Source organism: Paenibacillus sp. URB8-2 (genome assembly GCF_013393385.1).
Classification (GTDB): domain Bacteria; phylum Bacillota; class Bacilli; order Paenibacillales; family Paenibacillaceae; genus Paenibacillus_AQ.
The window spans coordinates 3927316-3948968 of record NZ_AP023239.1; the positions used below are offsets into that span (position 1 = coordinate 3927316).

The 21653-nt window shown below is 53.3% G+C and carries 17 protein-coding genes, 2 tRNA genes and 1 riboswitch; of the genes, 2 read left to right on the forward strand and 17 right to left on the reverse strand.

The genetic code is table 11. The features are described 5' to 3' along the window. Positions 1 to 100: 100 nt before the first annotated feature. Positions 101 to 409 carry a hypothetical protein gene (locus PUR_RS18220; RefSeq protein ID WP_179036470.1) on the forward strand — a complete coding sequence of 103 codons (309 nt, stop codon included), beginning with the start codon at positions 101 to 103 and terminating at the stop codon, positions 407 to 409. Positions 410 to 810: 401 nt separating this feature from the next. Then, a riboswitch (cyclic di-GMP riboswitch) is annotated at positions 811 to 897 on the reverse strand. Positions 898 to 1135: 238 nt separating this feature from the next. Here the strand turns inward: PUR_RS18220 and tnpB are convergent. From tnpB to lspA, 15 genes are all read right to left on the reverse strand, one after another. Beyond that, positions 1136 to 2251, reverse strand: coding sequence for an IS200/IS605 family element RNA-guided endonuclease TnpB (tnpB, locus tag PUR_RS18225; protein WP_179036471.1), 1116 nt, complete (start codon positions 2249 to 2251; stop codon positions 1136 to 1138). 839 nt (positions 2252 to 3090) lie between these two features. Continuing rightward, positions 3091 to 3909: a protein-glutamine gamma-glutamyltransferase gene (locus PUR_RS18235; RefSeq protein ID WP_232101556.1), complete on the reverse strand. Its 819-nt coding sequence runs from the start codon at positions 3907 to 3909 to the stop codon at positions 3091 to 3093. Between the two features lie 130 nt (positions 3910 to 4039). Further along, a tRNA-Ile gene (locus PUR_RS18240) sits at positions 4040 to 4113 on the reverse strand. Between the two features lie 53 nt (positions 4114 to 4166). Beyond that, positions 4167 to 4243, reverse strand: a tRNA-Met gene (locus PUR_RS18245). Positions 4244 to 4325: 82 nt separating this feature from the next. Next, positions 4326 to 4490, reverse strand: a complete 165-nt coding sequence (locus PUR_RS18250) for a hypothetical protein (RefSeq protein WP_179036473.1) — start codon at positions 4488 to 4490, stop codon at positions 4326 to 4328. 203 nt (positions 4491 to 4693) lie between these two features. After that, a complete protein-coding gene (pyrE, locus tag PUR_RS18255; RefSeq protein WP_179036474.1) occupies positions 4694 to 5335 on the reverse strand; it encodes an orotate phosphoribosyltransferase in 642 nt (213 codons plus the stop codon). Further along, the gene (gene pyrF / locus PUR_RS18260; RefSeq protein WP_179036475.1) at positions 5332 to 6066 is read right to left on the reverse strand and encodes an orotidine-5'-phosphate decarboxylase; all 735 of its coding nucleotides are present in this window, start codon (positions 6064 to 6066) and stop codon (positions 5332 to 5334) included. Before pyrF ends, pyrE begins: the two co-directional genes overlap by 4 nt. A 133-nt stretch (positions 6067 to 6199) precedes the next feature. Beyond that, positions 6200 to 9421 carry a carbamoyl-phosphate synthase large subunit gene (gene carB / locus PUR_RS18265; protein WP_179036476.1) on the reverse strand — a complete coding sequence of 1074 codons (3222 nt, stop codon included), beginning with the start codon at positions 9419 to 9421 and terminating at the stop codon, positions 6200 to 6202. Between the two features lie 4 nt (positions 9422 to 9425). Beyond that, positions 9426 to 10604 carry a glutamine-hydrolyzing carbamoyl-phosphate synthase small subunit gene (gene carA, locus PUR_RS18270; protein WP_179036477.1) on the reverse strand — a complete coding sequence of 393 codons (1179 nt, stop codon included), beginning with the start codon at positions 10602 to 10604 and terminating at the stop codon, positions 9426 to 9428. Between the two features lie 123 nt (positions 10605 to 10727). After that, on the reverse strand, positions 10728 to 12008 hold the full coding sequence (locus tag PUR_RS18275) for a dihydroorotase (protein ID WP_179036478.1): 1281 nt from the start codon (positions 12006 to 12008) through the stop codon (positions 10728 to 10730). Between the two features lie 98 nt (positions 12009 to 12106). Then, positions 12107 to 13015, reverse strand: coding sequence for an aspartate carbamoyltransferase catalytic subunit (locus tag PUR_RS18280; RefSeq protein WP_179036479.1), 909 nt, complete (start codon positions 13013 to 13015; stop codon positions 12107 to 12109). A gap of 1 nt (position 13016) precedes the next feature. Next, positions 13017 to 13598 (reverse strand): bifunctional pyr operon transcriptional regulator/uracil phosphoribosyltransferase PyrR, encoded by a 582-nt coding sequence (gene pyrR, locus PUR_RS18285; RefSeq protein WP_124695649.1) that lies wholly within the window; start codon positions 13596 to 13598, stop codon positions 13017 to 13019. 363 nt (positions 13599 to 13961) lie between these two features. After that, positions 13962 to 15215, reverse strand: a complete 1254-nt coding sequence (locus PUR_RS18290; protein ID WP_179036480.1) for an LL-diaminopimelate aminotransferase — start codon at positions 15213 to 15215, stop codon at positions 13962 to 13964. 132 nt (positions 15216 to 15347) lie between these two features. Continuing rightward, on the reverse strand, positions 15348 to 16313 hold the full coding sequence (locus tag PUR_RS18295) for an RluA family pseudouridine synthase (RefSeq protein ID WP_179036481.1): 966 nt from the start codon (positions 16311 to 16313) through the stop codon (positions 15348 to 15350). 2 nt (positions 16314 to 16315) lie between these two features. After that, entirely contained in the window at positions 16316 to 16822 is a 507-nt protein-coding gene (gene lspA / locus PUR_RS18300; protein ID WP_179036482.1) for a signal peptidase II, read from the reverse strand. 210 nt (positions 16823 to 17032) lie between these two features. On the opposite strand from lspA, the gene PUR_RS18305 reads away from it, so the two are divergent. Next, complete coding sequence (locus PUR_RS18305; RefSeq protein ID WP_179036483.1) at positions 17033 to 17761, forward strand: TraR/DksA C4-type zinc finger protein; 729 nt, start codon at positions 17033 to 17035, stop codon at positions 17759 to 17761. A gap of 28 nt (positions 17762 to 17789) precedes the next feature. On the opposite strand, the gene PUR_RS18310 is transcribed toward PUR_RS18305, so the two are convergent. Continuing rightward, positions 17790 to 18179: a DUF5665 domain-containing protein gene (locus tag PUR_RS18310; protein WP_232101557.1), complete on the reverse strand. Its 390-nt coding sequence runs from the start codon at positions 18177 to 18179 to the stop codon at positions 17790 to 17792. Positions 18180 to 18395: 216 nt separating this feature from the next. Continuing rightward, positions 18396 to 21485, reverse strand: coding sequence for an isoleucine--tRNA ligase (gene ileS / locus PUR_RS18315; RefSeq protein ID WP_179036484.1), 3090 nt, complete (start codon positions 21483 to 21485; stop codon positions 18396 to 18398). Between the last annotated feature and the right edge of the window lie 168 nt (positions 21486 to 21653).

Here is a 21653-nt window from a genome sequence, read left to right on the forward strand (position 1 = left end):
CCTCCCTATTCACACAACCTTTAAGAAAGCATATAGTGTAGCACAGAAGATGCGCCAATTATCCGTTTTCATGATAAAGCTTAGGGAGGAAGGGAGAATTATGGCTCCTCTCGGAAAACGCAAAAATTCAAGCTCAAAAAAGCAAACCAAAGCTTCCGGACTTCAGGGTTGTAAAGGACTTGAATTAACCGTGGCCGCACTTTTGTTGACCGGAAAGCTTAAAGTGGATTCTGTGCAATTGTACACTGACGCTTCTCTTGTTATCAGCCTGGTAGGCAAATACAAGACCCTAAGCGATTTAAGCGATAGCAATGTCGACAAGCTGGTTAGCTTCATGAATGATAACGGCGGTTTAACATTGAACGATCTTATGGAAGCATTAAAAAAGAAAACCGGGAACAACAGATAATCTCTCGAAAGAGGTGGGCATCCTAATGAGCGGCTTCGACGGAGAAAATTTTGCCGGAAACATTCTTCTTATTATCGCTATTGCTTTGTTTATTTGTGGATCAACGGATATCGAGGATTTAACCGGCGCACCGTCTTCATCCTGAATGGATTGCGGCAATCCTTCCGGACAACTTAGGAACTTCGTTAATAAAAGAAAAAAGCACCTAAACTAGGTGCCTCTTTTGCTTAAGCATTAAGTTTTCTTTTATGATACCCAATCTTGCTAAAGATCTTCGATCTCACACTCTCACACATACAATCCTCAAGAATAACTTCGTTAAATCCCAACCAAAAAGAATGCCAATACTTTCCCATACTTTTCCTCCTTAAATTCACATAAATCAACGGGAGGTGCGATTATTCGGGAGCTGGCTGACATGCGGATTTCTCCATTTAGTCCCTTTAGCTTTGCGTCACTGATTTTCATCAGTTTTGCCTTTATCGTACGATTTATGTGATTATGTATATAGGAATATATTAACATAGAAAAAATAATTTATACAACGGTTTTAAGTAAATTTGTCCTATACTTCATCAATCCAACACTACTATATCACTATTTAGTATAATTGAACACTCCCCTCCCTACGCTGATGCTTAGAGGAAGGAGGATTCTTGGGTAGTCCCTTCTAGCGAAGAGAAGTTAACCAAGCGATCCCTGCCGTTCCGGCAGTTCGTGTAAGGCTCATACCTCAAGAAGTCTTTTGCCTTCGGTTAGAATATTCCGACTTGCGTTCAAGTCCCTGTCATGGACGGTTCCACACGACGGGCAGGTCCATTCACGCATGTTCAGGTCCTTAATCTCCTGATTCCGGTATCCGCAGCAAGAACATAATTGGGAGGAGGCAAAAGTGCGGCCTACGGTGACTAATACTCTCCCGTACCATGCGCATTTATATTCCAGCATCTTGCGAAACAGGGACCAGGAGGCTTCACTAATCGCTTTGGATAGCCTCCCACTTTTTAGCATGTTGCGAACGGACAAGTCTTCGATGGCAATCCTGTCGTGGTTTTTGACAATATGCGTCGAGACTCTGTCCAAATAGTCTTTTCTCGCATTGCGGATATCTTCATGTATCCGGGCTACTTTAATCCGCTGTTTATTCCAGTTTGATCCGCCTTTCTTCCGGCGGGAAAGCTTGCGCTGGGCCCCAGCGAGTTTGTTCTCAATGGTACGAAAGAATTGGGGATTCTCAAACACTTCACCATTTGACAAAACCGCAAAATCTTTGAGTCCCAGATCAATGCCCACCTCGGAATGGGCCGGGGGCAGCGGCTCTACCTCTGTTTCCGCAAGCACGGAGACAAAGTATTTTCCCGAAGGATTACGCCGAAGGGTAGCATGGATGATGCGCCCGGTCACTTCACGGCTTTTGACAAACTTCACCCATCCCAGCTTGGGAAGCTTGATACGGCTCTCTACAATGCTTACTTTCGGAGACTGACTTTTTCCTTGGATTTGGGTGGTGTAGGATTGCACCGGATTTTTCTTGCTTTTAAAACAGGGGGCATTGTTCCGTTTTTCGAAAAATTGTTTATACGCATCGGCAAGATGCTTAAGCGCTGACTGCAAAGCGGTACTGTCGACTTCGCTAAGCCACGCCAATTCTTGTTTGAGACCGGTTAATTCGGCTGAGCACGCGCTGTAGGTTAGACCTTTTCCAGTCTTGTGGAACGTATCCGTCCACCTCGCTAGAAAACGATTGTATACAAAGCGGCTGCATCCAATCGCCTTGTTAATGAGTGTGGCTTGTTCGGGTGTGGGGTAGATGCGGAATTTGTAGGCTTTTTTGATCAACATAGCCAGGCCCCCTCTGTTCACCTCAATTATAACCGAACGCATGTTCTTTCTCAAGGAGTTTCCAAAAAAAGTTGCTGTAACGCGAGGGGAAAGGCTGGGAGTCATCGAAGAGGGGCCCAAGTCAGAGTTTTGAAGTATGTTGAATAGGATGCTTGAAGATGTCGGACAACCCAGGGGGCTAATGCCCCCATTGTCCGAAGTCGATTCATCCCCTGCCTACAGAGGTAGGGGTCTTCTCTCCTTTTTCTGATAAATATGTTAAGAAAGCCGATCGAACCTCTGGATTATAACTCGCGTTAGCAAATCCGTTAGCAAATCGATTTTCCTAATTAGTTCCGTTGCCTTTTCCTCTCATAAAAAGACTTCTAGACAGCAAAAAACCCTTGGCAAGCCAAGGAATACAAAGAGTTCGTTTACAAATTCGTTAGCAATATCTTATTGAAGGGCTGTCCCAAAGGCAGGATTTTAAAGCTTGAGGGACAACCAAATGTTTAAAAAACAGCAAACCGGCCGGTCAAGGGGTTCATCCTTGGCCGGCCGGTTTGGCATTTTGATCCACCGCATGTTTCTTCTGCAGATTGTGGGCGAGCGAAAGCCACCCGACCTTCAGGCTTACTTTCGCAAGCCCTCAAAGCAGGAACCGCCGGAATCCCAGGTTGTTCTCTTCTAAATTCAATGAGAACAAGCTGGTTAAGGCTTTGAATGACGCCAGTATGTTCTACCTTGCCAGTGTGTCGTTAGACAACGGCTATCATGTGGTTGCTTATATGGACATTACGCCGTTTCGAAATTTTGAAACAGGCTAAATCCATTAAGCGGCTACAAAAGAGCTTTCTTAGCTACATTCTGTAATTATGCGAACCGATTTTTATGATAACTGTATAGCCTGTATAACGGCCTACCGCTGACGGAAGCCTTCTTCCCGCGGGCAATCTCTGCAAATACTCAAAATCCGGGTGAAACGTCTCATCCAGAAGATAAGCAGATGTTCTGCTGCCCGGCACTCTCTTTCTGTTCAGAGCGGTAATAATTCCCTCGGCGGTGGTAATACCGATTCCATGCCCGTAATACATTCCTTTGCCCAGCACGATAACATTCTCGCCCTGCCATTCCGGTTTGTTCGGGTCATGGTCTGGATTCTTGAAATACTGCACATCACCGGGATAGGCTTCCTCCCTGTTACTGATCGCAGTTAACTGTAAATCGCTGTCATAATGCCAATCATAGAGCAGCAGGTTTCTAAAGTACGAATTAAATACCTCTTCGCCCAGCGCATCAAGAACTCCCTTATATAAAACAACCACCACGGCTGTTGCGCACTCAAAGGCATACAGACGGCCGTTCCGGAAAATATCATTGATCGCGTCGGACGGTAAAACCCCGTTATTTAAGAGGAGTCCTCCTTTATTCGTACGCGACCAAAAGTAACGATTGCCCCTGGTGTTCTCAAACGGGACAAAGGTCACTCCGCTTGCATTAAGCGCGACAGCCGCTTCAACAATGCGCCTTCTGGTATTCAGCTCAAATACGAGTGCGGCGGGTGATTCGTAAACATAGGTTTCCGGACTTCTCTGCTTCTTCTCCACTATCTCTCTCTCCACACCTGATAGCGTTGACATATCAATTCCGTTCTGGTCGCCGTTCAAAAAAATAATCACCGCTGCTCCTCCATTACTCGTTTTTCTCTGGATATGGGTTATTGTACGTGGCGTCGCCCAGGTATGTGCGAAATTGAATATCTATCCTTAGACAGCAAAAAACCCTTGCTGCGCAAGGGTTTCAGTGAAGTGGGCCCTGAGGGACTCGAACCCCCGACCAATCGGTTATGAGCCGACCGCTCTAACCAACTGAGCTAAGGGCCCTGATCAAATATCCGTATACAATAATTGCTGTTTGAACTTTCCGGTAAATAAATTGGTTGCGGGGGCAGGATTTGAACCTGCGGCCTTCGGGTTATGAGCCCGACGAGCTACCGGGCTGCTCCACCCCGCGTCAGTAATCATATTCAAACAGCGACAATAAATAATATACATTACAACATGGTGTAAAGTCAAGGGCTGACCGCTAATCTTTTTCAGGGAAGAAAACGGACACCGTATTTTCCTTTGCGCGAACGGTAAATTTCCACCAGTTGCGGATCATGGTAGCCATAAATCCAGCCATCCTGTTCAAGCCGCTTGGCCAGACAGCCCGCCTGAAACCTTGTTCTGAACAGCTTGGCGAAATAAACCCAGTTCATGATGCGCTCTGCCCCTTCCATAAAAGATGTTCATGTCCTCTTCGATTGTTAGCTTGCCCATTTTAATAAAAAACTTGCGGCACCCGTTCAAGTTCTCCGGAATAGCACAATCACGTGACCTGATAAAATTAATGATTAAAACCGCCCATTGCTGGACGGTTTTAATACAAGTCGTTAATATCATGCGCTTCAAGTAAACGATATTATTTCCCGAATGCGGATGGATCGCGTCTCCACGACTGCAACAGCTCTACATCTTCCGCTGCGATTTTGCCTTGACCCAGAGCAACATCGATCAGGGTGCTGTAATTGGACAGGCTTTGCAGCGGAATTCCCGCTTCTTCGAACGCGTTAGTCGCACGGTCCAGTTCATAGCTGAAAATCGCCAGTACCGCAAGCGGTTCGCCTCCTGCTTCCTTCACAGCCTGCGCGGCTTTGAGCGAGCTTCCTCCGGTGGAGATCAAGTCCTCGATTACTATGACCTTTTGACCGGGGGAGATAATGCCTTCGATCTGGTTCTGTTTGCCATGTCCTTTAGCCTTATCACGGATATAGGCCATCGGTAGATTCAGCTTGTCCGCTACCCAGGCGGCATGAGGAATGCCGGCGGTTGCGGTTCCGGCGATAACCTCTGTGCCGGGATACTCGGCCGCGATCAATTCCGCGAACGCGTCGGCGATGTAGCTGCGGATTTCCGGGTACGAAAGGGTAAGCCGGTTATCGCAGTAAATCGGGGACTTGATGCCCGATGTCCACGTAAAAGGCTCCTGCGGGCGCAGGGCGACCGCTTGGATCTTCAATAAGTAAGCGGCAATTTGTTCACTTCTATTCAGCAATGGGCTCACGCGTGAATCATCTCCTCAATTATATGCTCAGCAGCCTGATGCGGGTCTGAAGCTGCCGTTATAGGCCGTCCTACGACCAGAAAGTGGCTTCCCTGCCGGATCGCCTGTCCCGGCGTCATGACGCGGCTCTGGTCGTCCAGCGAAGATCCGGACGGACGAATGCCGGGGGTCACGGTGCAGAATGCAGGGCCGCAGGCTGCCGATATGGCAGCGGCTTCCATAGGCGACGCCACGACGCCGTCAAGACCGGCGGCTGCGGCGAGCTTCGCGTACCGCACGACCGTATCCGGCACTTCGCCGGGAATGCCGATCTCGCCGTTCATGACGGCCTGACTGGTGCTGGTAAGCTGGGTCACCGCAATAACCAGCGGACGGGTTAGCGCAGGGTTATTGCGCAAGGCCGCATCGATGCCTTCCCTTGCGGCGGCCATCATGGCCGAACCGCCGGATGCATGTACGTTGAACATATCGACGCCAAGGGCGGTCACGCTCTCGGCTCCGCCTTTTACCGTGTTCGGGATATCATGCATCTTCACATCAAGAAATACGGAGTAGCCGAGGGATTTCAGCTCTTTGACAAAATCCGGACCGGCAGCGTAGAACAGCTGCATGCCGACCTTCATATAGCACGGAATGCCTTTCAGCTTATCGATCAGTTCCTTCGCCTGCCCGGCATCCGGGTAATCAAGCGGGATCATCAGACGATTGGCCATGCTCTCCCACTTCTTCATAACAACACTCCTTCGCTGGATATGTGAACAAGCTCTCGATCTTTCTGTCCGACGAAAAGGCCCAGGCACAGCGGAACGGTCTGCGAGATGACGCAAACCGTTCCTGATATTTCTTATGCCTTACGCACTTTTCTTATTGTCCCACAAAAGCGGGCATCGACTGCGAGGAGAAGTTGATCGTCTCCAGCATGCGCAGCAGCGCCGTTACGGTATCCAGCGACGTCATGCAGACGATGCCGTTCTCGACCGCTTCGCGGCGGATAAGGAAGCCGTCCCGCTCCGGCGTCTTGCCCTTCGTGAGTGTGTTGAACACGAAGTTCGCCTGGCCGCTGCGGATAATGTCGATAATGGTAGGCTCCCCTTCGCCGAGCTTGTTGACGTTCATGACGTTGAGGCCCGCATTTTCCAGCGCCGAAGCGGTGCCGCCCGTAGCAATGATCTTATAGCCCAGGCGGTGGAAGCCTTTCATCAGCTCGACCGCTTCCTCTTTATCCTTGTCGGCCACGGTTACGATAATCGAGCCGGTGGTTGGGATTTTCATGCCTGCACCGATCAGACCTTTATACAGAGCCTTGGCATACAATCTGTCGCGGCCCATGACTTCGCCGGTCGATTTCATTTCCGGACCCAGCGTCGGTTCTACTCTGCGCAGCTTGGCGAAGGAGAAGACCGGCACTTTGACGGAGACGAAGTCGCTCTCCGGCCACAGGCCTTCGCTGTACCCTTCGTCCTTCAGCTTGCCGCCGAGAATAACCTTCGTTGCCAGATGAGCCATCGGAATGCCTGTCACTTTGCTCAGGAACGGTACGGTACGCGACGAACGCGGATTCACTTCGATCACGTAAACCTCGCCCTTGTAGATGACAAACTGGATATTAACCAGTCCGACCGTCTTCAATTCTTTGGCGATCTTGATCGTGATCTCCGAGATTTTGCGTTTCAGGTCTTCCTTCAGATGCTGCGGAGGATATACCGCGATGGAGTCGCCGGAGTGGACGCCCGCGCGTTCCACGTGCTCCATAATGCCGGGAATAACTACCGTTTCGCCGTCGCAGATGGCGTCGACTTCAACCTCTTTGCCGAGCATGTAACGGTCGATCAGCACAGGGTGATCCGGGTTGACCTTAACCGCCTCTTTCATATAGGTCAGCAGTTCGTTATCGGAATAGACAATCTCCATCGCCCGTCCGCCAAGCACGTAGGAAGGACGCACCAGAACCGGATAGCCGAGCGACTGGGCCGTACCTACGGCTTCTTCCACCGTCGTTACGGTGCTGCCCTGCGGCTGCGCGATATCCAGACGCGACAGCAGTGCTTCGAACCGCTTGCGGTCTTCCGCCTCGTCAATGCTTGTGAGGCTTGTGCCAAGAATTTTCACGCCAGCTGCGCTGAGCGGCGCGGCCAGGTTGATCGCTGTCTGTCCGCCGAACTGTACGATGACGCCGATCGGTTTCTCCTGCTCGATGACATTCATTACATCCTCAAAGAACAGCGGTTCGAAATAGAGCCGGTCGGAGGTGTTGAAGTCGGTGGATACCGTCTCCGGGTTATTATTGATAATGACCGCTTCGTATCCGGCCTTCTGGATTGCCCAGACGGCATGCACCGTAGAGTAGTCAAACTCAATGCCCTGGCCGATACGGATCGGGCCGGAGCCAAGAACAACCACTTTTTGCTTATCGGATGGAAGCACTTCGTTCTCGGTTTCGTAAGTCGAGTAATAGTATGGCGTAGTCGCCTCGAATTCGGCCGCGCAGGTGTCAACCATCTTGTAGACGGGCTTAAGTCCCTGCTCCAGGCGCAACGTCCGCACCTCGGCTTCCTTCGTTTGTTTGCCTCCAGGCTGGCCTTCGGCCCGCAGTTCGGCAATGGCGCGGTCGGTAAAGCCAAGACGCTTCGCCTGGTACAGCGTTTCCGGCGTCAGGCTCTCTTCTTCGCGAATGCGGTCCTCGAAGCCGATCAAGCCTTCGATCTTATCGAGGAACCACCAGTCTACCTGGGTAATATCCTGAATCTCCTGAAGCTGATATCCGCGGCGGAATGCCTCGGCAATCAGGAAGATGCGCTCGTCGTCCGGCTTGGCCAGACGGGTCTTCAGCACTTCATCCTCAAGCAGTTCCGCTCCCGGCAGCTTGAACCGGTGAACCCCGATCTCCAGCGAACGGATCGCTTTGTGGATTGACTCCTCGAAGGTGCGGCCGATGGCCATGACTTCGCCGGTCGCCTTCATCTGCGTGCCGAGCTTGCGGTTCGCATGCGTGAACTTGTCAAACGGCCAGCGCGGGATTTTGCTGACGATATAATCCAGCGTAGGCTCGAAGCAGGCATAAGTCTGCCCCGTAACCGGGTTGACGATTTCATCGAGCGTGTAGCCGAGAGCGATTTTGGCCGCCATTTTGGCAATCGGATAGCCAGTAGCTTTCGAAGCCAGCGCCGACGAACGGCTGACACGCGGGTTAACCTCGATGACATAGTATTGATAGCTCTGAGGATCAAGCGCGAACTGCACGTTGCAGCCGCCTTCGATGTTCAGCGCGCGGATGATCTTCAGAGAGGCGCTGCGGAGCATTTGGTACTCACGGTCAGACAGCGTTTGGCTCGGAGCCACAACGATACTGTCGCCGGTATGCACGCCGACCGGGTCAAAGTTCTCCATGTTGCAGACCACGATGCAGTTGTCGTTCGCATCGCGCATAACTTCATATTCGACTTCCTTCATGCCGGCGATGCTCTTCTCGATCAGGCACTGGCCGATCGGGCTGTAGCGAATGCCGGATTTGACCGTCTCGCGAAGCTCTTCTTCATTCGCGCAAATCCCGCCGCCGGTGCCGCCCAGCGTGTAAGCCGGACGGACGATCAGCGGATAGCCGATCTCCTCGGCGAACGCCAGCGCTTCTTCCAGCGTCGTAACAATCGTGCTGTCAGGTACGGGCTGTTCAAGTTCCCGCATCAGGTCGCGGAACAGGTCGCGGTCTTCCGCTTTCTCGATGGAATGCAGCTGGGTGCCGAGCAGCTTGACGTTCTCCTGCTCCAGCACGCCGGCGCGCGCCAGCTCGACGGCCATGTTCAGGCCGGTCTGACCGCCAAGTGTTGGCAGCAGTCCGTCGGGACGCTCCTGGCGGATAATTCCGGTGACGAAGTCGAGCGTAATCGGTTCGATATATACTTTATCCGCCATGTTCGTATCGGTCATGATGGTGGCGGGGTTGCTGTTGATCAGAATAACCTCGACGCCTTCTTCTTTCAGCGCCTGGCAGGCCTGGGTTCCGGCGTAGTCGAATTCGGCCGCCTGGCCGATTACAATCGGTCCGGAGCCGATCACGAGTATCTTTTTGAGCTTATCGTTCTTAGGCATTCTATTAGTAGGCTCCTTTCACGGCTTCAAGCTGCTGTCTCGGGGTTGGCGCCGCGATCCGCGCGTTCGCCGCAAGCTGGGCTTGACGGGAAATAGCGGGAGTATTGCGCTTGTGCTCCGCGATCATATCCAGAAAACGGTCGAATAAATAGCTGCTGTCATGCGGTCCCGGAGCCGCTTCCGGATGGTACTGCACCGAGAAAGCGGGGTAGCGGGTGTGCTTCAGCCCTTCAATCGTCTTGTCGTTATTGTTGATATGCGTAACTTCAAGCTCCGTACCGTTTACGGACTCTTCGTTTACGGTGTAACCGTGATTCTGCGACGTAATGTAGCAGCGTCCGCTCTCCAGCTCTTTGACCGGATGGTTGCCGCCGCGGTGTCCGAATTTAAGCTTCTCGGTATCCGCGCCGCAGGCTAGCGCAAACAGCTGGTGTCCAAGACAGATGCCGAAGATCGGGTATTCGCCGAGCAGCTCGGAAATCGTCTTAACCGCGTATGGCACGTCTTTGGGGTCCCCGGGACCGTTGGACAGCTGGATGCCGTCCGGGTTGATGCGGCGGATTTCGTCAGCCGTAACGTTATGGGGAACGACGATGACATCGCAGCCGCGGTTGTTCAGTTCGCGCAGAATCCCCGTCTTGGCGCCGTAGTCCACGAGCACGATTTTTTCCTTGGTTCCGGGACTGCTGTATGCGCTGGCGGTTGAAGTGCGGGCTACCTGGTTGCGCAGCTCGGCGATCGATGTATCGTTCATCATTTCCATCAGCTCTTCCACCGGCTTGATCGAAGTGGTCAGGATAGCCTTCATCGTGCCGTAGTGGCGGATGATGCGCGTCAGCATCCGGGTATCGATGTCGCTGATGCCGGGAATGTCGTATTCTTTCAGCAGGTCGTCGACGCTGTATTCGGCGCGCCAGTTGCTCGGCACCGTCTCATGCCGGCGCACGACGAAGCCGTGCACGAAGGGGCGCACGGACTCAAAATCATCACGCGTAATCCCGTAATTCCCGATCAGCGGATAAGTCATCGTGACGATTTGCCCGCAGTACGAAGGATCGGACAGCACCTCCTGATATCCCGTAATCCCCGTATTAAAAACAACCTCGCCAGTCTTCTCGCCCTCTGCGCCGAATGCGGTGCCGGTAAACAGCGTTCCGTCCTGTAGCAGCAATCTAGCCTGCATTCCTTTCCACTCCCTCTTCATTCTGTAGTTTCAAACTGTATATTTCCTGTTTCGCCGGAGTGTCCCGCTTCGCTTGTTAAGCTTATTAGGCCTGCAGCCCGCTTCGTTCTTCCGGTTCGATTCTTATTCTTCACTCCATACAACCCGGCCGTCCGTAATGGTCATCACCGGCCAGCCTTTAAGCTTCCAGCCCGTAAACGGTGTATTCCGTCCCTTGCTGGCGAAGCTTTCCGGGTCAACTTCCTTCTCCGTCTCCAGATCGATGAGCGTCAGATCCGCCGGAGCTCCAGGTTCCAGCACACCGGTGTTCAGACCGAACACGCGGGCCGGATCGGCGGTCATTCTCTTGACCAGCAGGGAAAGATCCATCTTGCCGGCGGCGACAAACTTCGTATACATCAGCGGAAAAGCAGTCTCGAATCCGACAATGCCGAACGGTGCAGACTGCATCCCTTTGGCTTTCTCTTCCGCGCTGTGCGGCGCGTGGTCCGTCACGATGATATCGATGGTTCCGTCAAGCAAAGCTTCAATGCAGGCATCCACGTCGCGGCGCGAGCGCAGCGGCGGGTTCATTTTCCAGTTGGCGTCAAGGCCAGGGATGTCTTCTTCCGACAGCAGCAGATGATGAGGACAAACCTCGGCGGTCACACGGATGCCGATTTCCTTGGCCTGGCGAATCAGCCGCACCGACTGCTCCGTGCTGACATGGCACACATGGTAATGCACGCCTGTCGCTTCCGCGAGCAAAATATCCCGGCCGACATGAATCGCTTCCGACTCGTTCGGAATGCCCTTCAGCCCGTGCTTGCGGGCAAAGCTTCCTTCGGCCACCGGCGCTCCCACAACCAGTGAATTGTCCTCACAGTGTGCGATTACCGGCATATCCATCTTCGCGGCGATATTCATCGCATCCTTCATCATTTGAGCCGTCTGCACGCCTACGCCGTCATCCGTAAAGCCAATGGCTCCGGCTTCCTTCAATGCGGCAAAATCCGTAAGCTCCTGTCCCTGCTGACTCTTCGTGATCGCGGCGTAAGGCAGCACCTTGACCAGTCCCGCCGAGCGGGCCTTGTCCTCAACCAGCTTCACAACTTCCGGGCTGTCTGTCACCGGCTTGGTGTTCGGCATGCAGGCAATCGTTGTAAATCCGCCTTTGGCTGCCGAACGGCTGCCGGTCTCAATCGTCTCCTTATGTTCAAAGCCCGGTTCGCGCAAATGCACGTGCATATCGATAAGCCCCGGAGCAAGCAGCTTGCCGGCGGCATCGATAGTATCCGAACCTTCGGCGATCGTCTCGTTCCCATTCAGAATCGCGGAGATCACACCGTTCTCAATCTGGATATGCTTGCGTTCCAAGACACCTTCCGCATTCAAAACACTGGCATTTTTGATAATCACGTTCATGCTTCTCCTTTTGCCCGCGACAAGAGCATCCGGGCTCTATCGTTATTATATAATAAAAATTCATGTTTGTGTATATTTATTAACCCTATTCAACTCGTTTATCGAATCGCTCTCTCAATGACCGCCATCCGCACCGGAACTCCATTGGACATCTGCGGAAAAATCAGCGATTTGGCGCTCTCGACTACCGCGTCGTCAATTTCGACGTTCCGATTGACCGGCGCCGGATGCATAATGACCGTATGCGAATCCAGTTTAGCTGCTCTCTCCTCCGTCAGGCCGAACTGCCGCCGGTACTCTTCAGCCGATTGCAGCATTCCGGAAGCATGCCGCTCCAGCTGTACGCGCAGCATCATGACCACGTCCGCTTTCAGCGCTTCGTCTATCGTGACATAAGGCGCATGTTCCATCAGCTCGGGAGCTTTCATATTCTCCGGCGCGCAGAACTGCACCTTGGCTCCCATCTTCGTCAGTCCCCACAGATTGGAGCGGGCTACCCGGCTGTGCATAATATCTCCGATAATCGATACGGTCAGGCCTTTGATTTCGCCGAAGGTCTTGAGCATGGTGTACAAATCCAGCAGCGCCTGTGTCGGATGCTCGTTGTTGCCGTCGCCGGCGTTAATCAGCGGAATGGATACTTTTTCGGAAAGCTGGGCCAGCACGCCGCTCGGCTTCAGCCGGATGACTCCGGCATCGATGCCCATCGACTCCAGAGTGCGGACGGTATCGTAGATCGACTCGCCTTTCTCCACGCTGGAAGCCGCGGCTGTAAAGTTCAGCACCTGGGCTCCAAGACGCTTCTCCGCCATTTCAAACGAGAAGCGGGTGCGCGTGCTGTTCTCGAAGAACATGTTGGAAACAAACCGTGAGGCAAGCACCGAGCTTACCTTCTCCGTATGCTTGTCCCAATACGCCGCTCTGTCCAGTATGGCGGAAATTTCCGATGCGTCCAAACCTTTCAGCCCAAGAAGACTCCGTTCCTTTACTCTGGTAGCTGTCATCATTTTATTTTGCCTCCCAGTTCGATAGTATGTGCACTTCGTCCGTGCCGTCGACTTCCTTCAGCGCCACTTCAATCGATTCATGCCTCGAGGTCGGAACGTTCTTGCCTACATAGTCCGGGCGAATCGGCACTTCGCGGTGGCCTCTGTCGGCCAGAACCGCCAGTTGGATCATCCGCGGCCGTCCGCAGTCCATCAGCGCGTCCATCGCCGCCCGAATCGTCCGCCCGGTGTAGAGAACATCGTCGAACAGGATAATCTTTTTGTCCCGGGTGCCTGAAACGCTGGCTGGAAGGATCAACGTCCCTTTTCCGTTACAATCTCCGTCGTTCGCATTCTTATTCTTCCCCGGCTCTAAATCATCGCGGTAAGAAGTCACATCAAGCTCGCCGCAAGGAACATCCGCGCCCTCAATCTCTTTGATTCGCTCCGCAATCCGCCGCGCCAGATATACGCCCCGGGTGCGGATACCGATCAGCATGCAATCTTCGATGCCTTTGTTCTTCTCCAGAATCTCATGCGCTATGCGCGACAGCGCCCGGCGGATCGCCGTCTCATCCATAATGACATTCTTCTCGATAATCATGCCAGGTTACCCTCCAGGTAATGCGCCGTATCCCCATATCTATGGTGAAAATCAAAAACTCCTTGCCTAAAGCAGGCAAGGAGTGAAATCCGCAGATTGAAGAAGATTGGCGGGCGCGCAGCAAAAGATCCCCGTACAGACAGACGGATACCTTCCGAAAAAGCCGCGAACCTCGATTCACGTTACCTTGCCAGCCTCACGGGACTGATTTAAAGGCGCTATTCATTTATCATTAGAATTATGACAGAATGGACAGCCAGTGTCAACTCCGGACAACTTCAAAATTCTTAGAGGGTTTTCTCGTAAAAAAACAGCCCCCGAACCCTAAACCGGCACGGAGGCTGCTGCATTCAAAAGCATTGATTAAAATTCAAATTCCACGTCGCTGAGACGGCGTTTGATTTCGGAAATTACGCGCAGTTCTTCTTCTTCGCCCTTGGCGATAAAGGTGACGGAGAAGCGTACGAACGCGCCGGCATCGTCCCAAGGCACCGTGGAAATCAGCTTCTCGCGGATCAGGTACTGGGAGAAATCCTCGCCCGACTCGAAGCGGCGTCCGCCTTTGACTCCTTTTGGCGCCTCTACATACAAGAAGAAAGAACCTTTCGGTTTCTTTGCTGTAAAGCCCAGGCTGTTCAGCGCATCAACCAGCAGATTGTGGCGGCGGGAATATTTGGCCGCGATGGCTTCCGTGATTTCCGGATGGGCCAGGCCGTAGGCTGCCGCTTTCTGGATAGCGATAAACTGGCCGGAATCGTTGTTGTCCTTCACGTCGCCGAAAGCTTTGACGATCAGCGGGTTGCCGGCTACAAAACCGATTCTCCAGCCGGTCATATTGTACGATTTGGAAAGGGAATGCAGTTCAACACCGACATCCTTCGCACCCGGAACGGACAGGAAGCTGAGCGGCTTCAGGCCGTCATACGTCAGTGCGGCATAAGGGGCGTCGTGAATGACGACGACATTGTATTTCTTGGCCCAGGCCACCACTTCGGCAAAAAACTCAGGAGTCGCGCTCGCGCCCGTCGGATTGTTCGGATAGTTCAGGTAGAGCAGCTTCGCCTTGGTTGCGATGTCGTCCGGAATGGAGCTCAGGTCAGGGAGAAAGTTATTCTCCTTCTTAAGCTCGACATTATAGACTTGGCCGCCCAAATATTTCGTATGCGTGCCAAGCACCGGATAGCCCGGAATGGTCATGATCGTAATATCGCCCGGATTGATAAAAGCGGAAGGCAGCATGGCCAGCGCCGGTTTCGAGCCGATGGAATGCAGCACTTCGGTAACAGGATCAATGCCGTCGACATTAAATACGTCTTTCAGGTATTTGGCTGCCGCTTCCTTGAAATCGGCAATGCCGTTATCGGAGTATCCGCGGTTCTCTTCCTTGGCTGCTTCTTCGGCCAATTTGGCAACGATGCCCGCATCCGCCATTTCGTCCGGCTCGCCGACGCCCATATCGATCAGTTCGATATCGGGAAAATCTTTTTTGGCCGAAGCCTTGGCGCGTTTAATCTTCTCAAATTTATAGATGTTGGTATCCTTGCCGTAGTTCGCTCCACCGATGCGGTCCGCGAAATTGTTCTGGATAAACGTATCCTGATATTGTTCGATACTCATAAAAGTGTTCTCACTCCTGGCTTGTGAAATGTAAGACGGATGAATAAGCACCCAGCTTATTCATTTCCATACTGTTAAATATGACGTAAGAGCCGCTTCAAGACAATGGACAAATCTGCAGTTCATTTGTACTTATCTGCTCCGCAAACGGGCCAGCAGTTCTTCCATATCTCCAGGCAGCGGAGCTGAGAACTCCAGATATTCTCCGGTGGAGGGATGAACAAATCCCAGTACGGCCGCGTGCAGAGCCTGTCCGCCCTCCATGAAGATGCCTTTGCTCCGGCCATATACGGGATCGCCGACGAGCGGATGACCGATAAATTTCATGTGCACCCGGATTTGGTGGGTGCGTCCGGTCTCCAGCTGCAGCTGCAGCAATGTACAATCGCCAAACCGCTCCAGCACGGTAAAATGGGTAACAGCGGTTTTGCTGTTCTTCTCGGTTACCGTATACAGCTTGCGGTCATGCGGGTCTCTGCCGATCGGAGCATCGACCGTTCCTTGGTCATGGGCCACATTGCCCTGAACAACCGCCAAATAGCGCCGGGTCACACTGTGCTCCTTGAGCTGAGCTGCGAGCGAATTGTGGCTGGAGTCGTTCTTGGCGGCCATAATCAGGCCGGAGGTGTCCTTGTCGATCCGGTGCACGATGCCGGGACGGATCTCGCCGTTAATTCCCGACAGGTCCTTGCAGTGATACATCAAGGCGTTGACCAGCGTGCCCGAGGGATGTCCCGCCGCCGGATGCACGACCATGCCCCGCGGCTTGTTGACGACAATAACGTCCGAATCCTCATAGGCGACGTCCAGTGGAATATTTTCCGGGGTCAGCTCCGCGGCTGCGGGCTCAGGAACCGCCACGGAGATCAAATCTTCCGAGAACAGCTTGTAGTTCGCTTTTACCGTCCGACCGTTTACCGTTACATGTCCGGCTTCGATCCACTGCTGCACCTGGGAGCGGGAAATGTCCTCCTCCCAAGCCTCGGTAATATATTTGTCGATTCGTTCACGGGCGTATTCCTCCTGAACGTTCCAGACAACGACGCCATTTTCCGGGCTCTCGCCTTCCGTCTGTTCATTAAGAGCGTCCTTATCCAATACTATTCATTCCCTTCCTTTGCCTCGCTTGTTTCCTTCACTTCTAATACTTCCGTTTTGCCGCCCCTCATATCCAGGAGGGAATCCAGAATGATGAGCGCAACGCCGACAACAATGCAGGAATCCGCCACGTTAAAGATCGGAAACGTATAGCTGCCGAAATTAAACTGCAGAAAATCGACAACCTCGCCTGTCAAGAGCCGGTCGAGGAAGTTGCCCACCGCGCCGCCAAGCACAAGCGCCAGCGCCAAAGGCAGCAAGCGGCGTGTCTTTCTGACCTTATTCAGGTACCAGACAATTCCGACCACGACAACGACCGTCACGAGTATGAGGAACCAGCGCTGATTTTGCAGAATGCTGAAAGCGGCGCCGCGGTTGCGGTGCGATGTGATGAGAAAAAAGTTGCCGATTACCGGGATTTGTTCATCGAGCTGCAGACGCGAGGAAATCAAATATTTCGTTCCCTGGTCAATCAAAAACATAATGAGCGCGATCAGATAGTACACCACTTCAGCTTGTCACTCCGTTCTTATTTTTCCCGCCCGAAAGCGATCCAAAACATGTATAAAGACTTGTACATTGTAGCACACGCTTCAAGAACCCGTCCATTGACCCCTTCCTTTCGCGGTCTCATCCGGAGCACAATTTGCCAGCGGTAAAAAGCCGGCCAACAGGCCAACCTAGTAAGGAAAAAGGCACAAGGAAAGGAGCCGAGACTTATGAATCACCTGACCTCGGAACAGCTTGCCAGCCTGCGCGGCCTTCTTGTCCGGCAGCGGGACGATATCCGACACAGGCTTAAGGAAAACGAAGATCATGGTCTGGAGGATTCCATGCGGGATATGTCGGGCGAGCTCTCGGAAATCGACAATCATCCCGGCGACGTCGCCACCGACCTGTACCACCGTTCCATGGATATCTCGCTTCAAGAGCGGGAAGAGCTGGAACTAACGGACATTGAGGACGCGCTTCGAGCGATGGATAACGGCACATACGGTATTTGCGCAGCGAGCGGCCAACCGATTCCGTATGAACGCCTGGCCGCCCTTCCCGCCACACGCTACAGCAAGGAGAACAGTCCCCGTCAGGAAAAACCGCATACACGGCCCGTCGAAGAAGAGTTTCTGACCCCTCCCTTCGGACGGAGCAGCCTCGATGACAAGGAGTATAACGGTTTTGACGGCGAGGACGCCTGGCAGATCGTCGAAAGCTTCGGCACCTCCAATACGCCGGCCATGGCGGAGGGAAATAATATCGATTCCTACAATGATATGGAGATCGAAGCCGACGATCCGGACGGGTGGGTCGAGCCTTGGGAAAATTTCGTCGCCACGGATATGACCGGCAGCCACATCACCATTATGCGCGGCCACCAGTACCAGCAGTATATCGACAGCGGAGAAGGCGACTATTTGCTTGATCCTCACGCCAAAAGAGAGAAGGAGTAGCCACAGGGGCTGCTCCTTTTCTTTGCATCTAATACGTGTTGAGTTCAAGCTGATGCTGGACGATGCGGACGATATCGGCGATGTAATCCCCTATTATCGGCAGATTAAGAGCCCCCAGCACCTGAAGCACATAAATAATCGTCGCCGCAAAAAAGGTAAACCCGATTGCGATTCCGACGCCGCGCGCGGTTCCCGCTAGCACATTCAGCCATATGAGCCGCCATGGGGAATAGAGCAGCTCCGTATATTCGGAGATCCGGGACTTTTCCATCCGCTGCGCCCATTCGGAAGCCAGCCGGTATACCCTGTTTATCTTTTCCTTGTCGGAAGGTTCAGGCGGCTCTCCTCCCCGCTCCTGCAGTTTCCAAGATTTTAGGCTTTCCTTCCGATTCGTTCCGCTTTCCTGGTCCTCCTTCATTCAGCGGCTCCCTCCGTCCTTTTGCGCCGCAACGTAAGACGAGCCCGGACAGGAGAGACTGTTGGTCTTCTCTTGCGCTCGGGACTCGTCTTCTTTTTGCGCCGAAATATTCAAGCAGGAATATTCCTCGCATAAACGCCTGCGTTTATACTTCTGACGCTAGTATATGCTTTTTACGGATGGGACATGCGCCGCTTCTGGGCGTGATGGAACTTTTTATCCAATAACGATGCCGATCGTTTTGCCGCCGATGTCCACCGTTTCAGGCGCTTTATTGCCGCCAAAATCGATCGTCGTGACAAGCACATTGTCCCGGAGGACATTTTCGAATGCCGTAACCGCCGCTTTCAGCTCGTCATCGACATTCAGAGTCAGCGCGACGCGCTTGTCAATCGGCAGGTCAAGGCGTTTGCGGTAATCCTGAACCGCCCGCACGATTTCACGCACCCAGCCCTCTTGTTCAAGCTCTGGAGTGATTTCCGTATTCAGGGCAACCGTAATTCCGTAACCGGACGCGGACGCAAAGCCCGGCTTGGCCTGCTTGTCGATCAGCAGCTCTTCCGCGGTGATTTGCAGCTCTTCGCCTTCCGGAGAGATAACGGCCACCGCTCCGCTTTGAACCGCTTCGCGTGTAGCGTCGCTGTCCATCGATTTCAGGAACCCTTGGATAAAGCCGACGTTTTTGCCGTATTTTTTGCCCGCGACCTTGAGATTCAGCTTCAATGTAAAATCGACAAAGCCGCTGTCGCTCGTCTCCAGCACTATGGACTTGACGTTGATCTCGTCCTTGATGATTTCCTCGTAATCCGCGACATTAAAGCTTTGGCTGATGGAAACGATCAGCTCGGAAAGCGGCTGACGCGTCTTGATTCCGGTCTCATTGCGGACGTTGCGCGCCAGTTCGACGATGTTACGGGCGCTTTCCATGTCCTGCTCAAGCACGGTGTCGATCAAGCTCTCGTCTGCTGCCGGATAATCCGCCAAATGCACACTTTCTCCGCCGCCCAGGTTGATGAAAATATCCTCGGCCAGCATCGGCATAAACGGAGCGACGATCTTCGCCGTCGTCAGCAGCACATGCGTCAGCGTACGGTAAGCGTCCAGCTTCTCTTCACCCAGTCCACTGCCCCAGAAACGGTCGCGGGAACGGCGGATGTACCAGTTGCTAAGCTCGTCGATAAAGTTCTCGATCGCTTTGGACGAGTTGACGAAGTCGTTGACCGCAAGCCCTTTATCCACTACAAGGATCAGACTGTTCAAACGGGACAAAATCCAGCGGTCCAGCTTGTGCCCGGACAGCTTGAACGGATGCTCCGCCGGATCATAGCCGTCAATGCCCGCATACAGCGTCAGGAAAGCGTGGGTATTAACCAGCGTATCGACGACCTTCGACTTGCTCTCGCCAACAATCCCACGGGAGAAACGCTTATTGTTCCACGGCGCGCTGTCGGCCAGGATCGCCCAGCGGAACGCGTCGGTGCCGTATTCGTTCATGATATCCCAAGGGTTGATGACATTGCCTTTGGATTTGGACATCTTCTGGCCGTTTTCGTCGAGGATGTGGCCTGTAGCGATAACCGCCTTGTAAGGGGCTTTGCCCTTGAACAGCGTTGATACCGCAAGCAAGCTGTAGAACCATCCGCGTGTCTGGTCGATGCCTTCGCAGATCATGTCCGCCGGATATTGATCATCCAGCTTATCCGCGTTCTCGAACGGATAATGGCTCTGGGCAAAAGGCATCGAGCCGCTGTCGAACCAAACGTCGATCACTTCGGAGGTGCGCACCATCTCGGCGCCTTCCTTGAACGGGCTGCGCAGGCGGATGTTATCCACATACGGCTTATGCAGCTCGATGTCTTTCGGCACATCGCCGATCGCCATTTCTCTCAGTTCGGCGATGCTGTGCGGCGCGAACTCCTTGCCCGTCTCCTGGCAGACCCATACGTTCAGCGGAGTGCCCCAGTAGCGGTTGCGGCTGATGTTCCAGTCCACCAGCTCGTCGAGGAACTTGCCGAACCGGCCTTCGCGGACATGACCCGGATACCAGTCGACGCCATTATTATTGGCGATCAGTTGATCCTTGATGGCCGTTGTGTTGATGAACCAGCTGTCCGTTGCGTAGTATAGCAGCGGTGTATCGCAGCGCCAGCAGAACGGATAGCTGTGCTCGTATTTCTCCTTGCCGTACAGCAGGCCCTTCTCCGACAGTACCTTGACGATATCAAGGTCGCAGTCTTTTACAAAGCGTCCGGCAAAATCGGTTACCGTATCGGTATATTTACCCGACGTATCCACCACGTTCACGAAGCTGATGCCGTTCTCGCGGCAGGTTTTGTAGTCGTCCTCGCCATGAGCCGGAGCCATATGCACGATCCCCGTACCGCTGGCGTCCGTAACGAAGGAAGCGCCGACGATGACATTGCTTCTCTCCGCCTGAATGTAGCTGAACGGAGGCTGGTACGTCTTACCGACCAGATCAGAGCCTTTCAGCTCGGACAGCACCGTATGCTCGCCCTTGGCCACTTCTTCCACCAGGTTCTTGGCCATGATGTAGACGCCGTCCTCCTGCTGCACCCGCACATAATCCATGTCCGGATTGACCGCAAGGGCCATATGCGCCGGAAGCGTCCAAGGCGTCGTCGTCCAGGCCAGCACATATTCGCCGCTGTCGTCCAGCTTGAATTTGGCCGTAGCGCTGAGATCTTTGACCGTCTTGTACCCTTGAGCCACTTCATGCGAGCTGAGTGTTGTCTGGCAGCTCGGACAGTAAGGGCTTACGCGGTGTCCGCGGTACAGCAGCCCTTTCTCATGAACCGTTGCGAGAATGTTCCACACGCTCTCGATGTATGTGTTGTTCAGCGTGACGTATGGGTTGTCAAGATCGGTCCAGTACCCGATTGCTTCCGTAAATTCGCGCCACTGCTTCTCGTAGCCGAAGACGCTGTCTTTACACTTTTTGATGAACTTCTCTACGCCGTAGGCTTCGATTTCCTGCTTGCCCGAGATGCCGAGCTGCTTCTCCACGCCAAGCTCGACCGGCAGGCCGTGGGTATCCCATCCGGCCTTGCGCACAACGCGGTAGCCCTTCATCGTCTGATAACGGCCGATGAAGTCCTTGATAACGCGGCCGAGCACATGCCCGATATGCGGCGCGCCGTTAGCGGTCGGCGGTCCTTCGTAGAATACATAGTTCGGCTTGCCTTCGCGATACTCGATCGATTTGCGGAACGTATTCTCCTCGTTCCACTTCTTTAAGATGCGGACGTCTCTGTCCCGCGCTTTTTCTTTGATGTCTACTTTATGCATTATGGTCAACTCCTTATGGTGGTTCTAATCTTTAAAACCGTTTTCGATCCCCCTAAATCCCCCTTAGCCAAAGCTTATGCTTCCGAAGAGAGTTTCCTAAAGGAAACTTTTAGGACCCCGAGGGCCCGCCCTCTGGACACCCGGAAATTTGCCTGGGTCCAGGGCAGC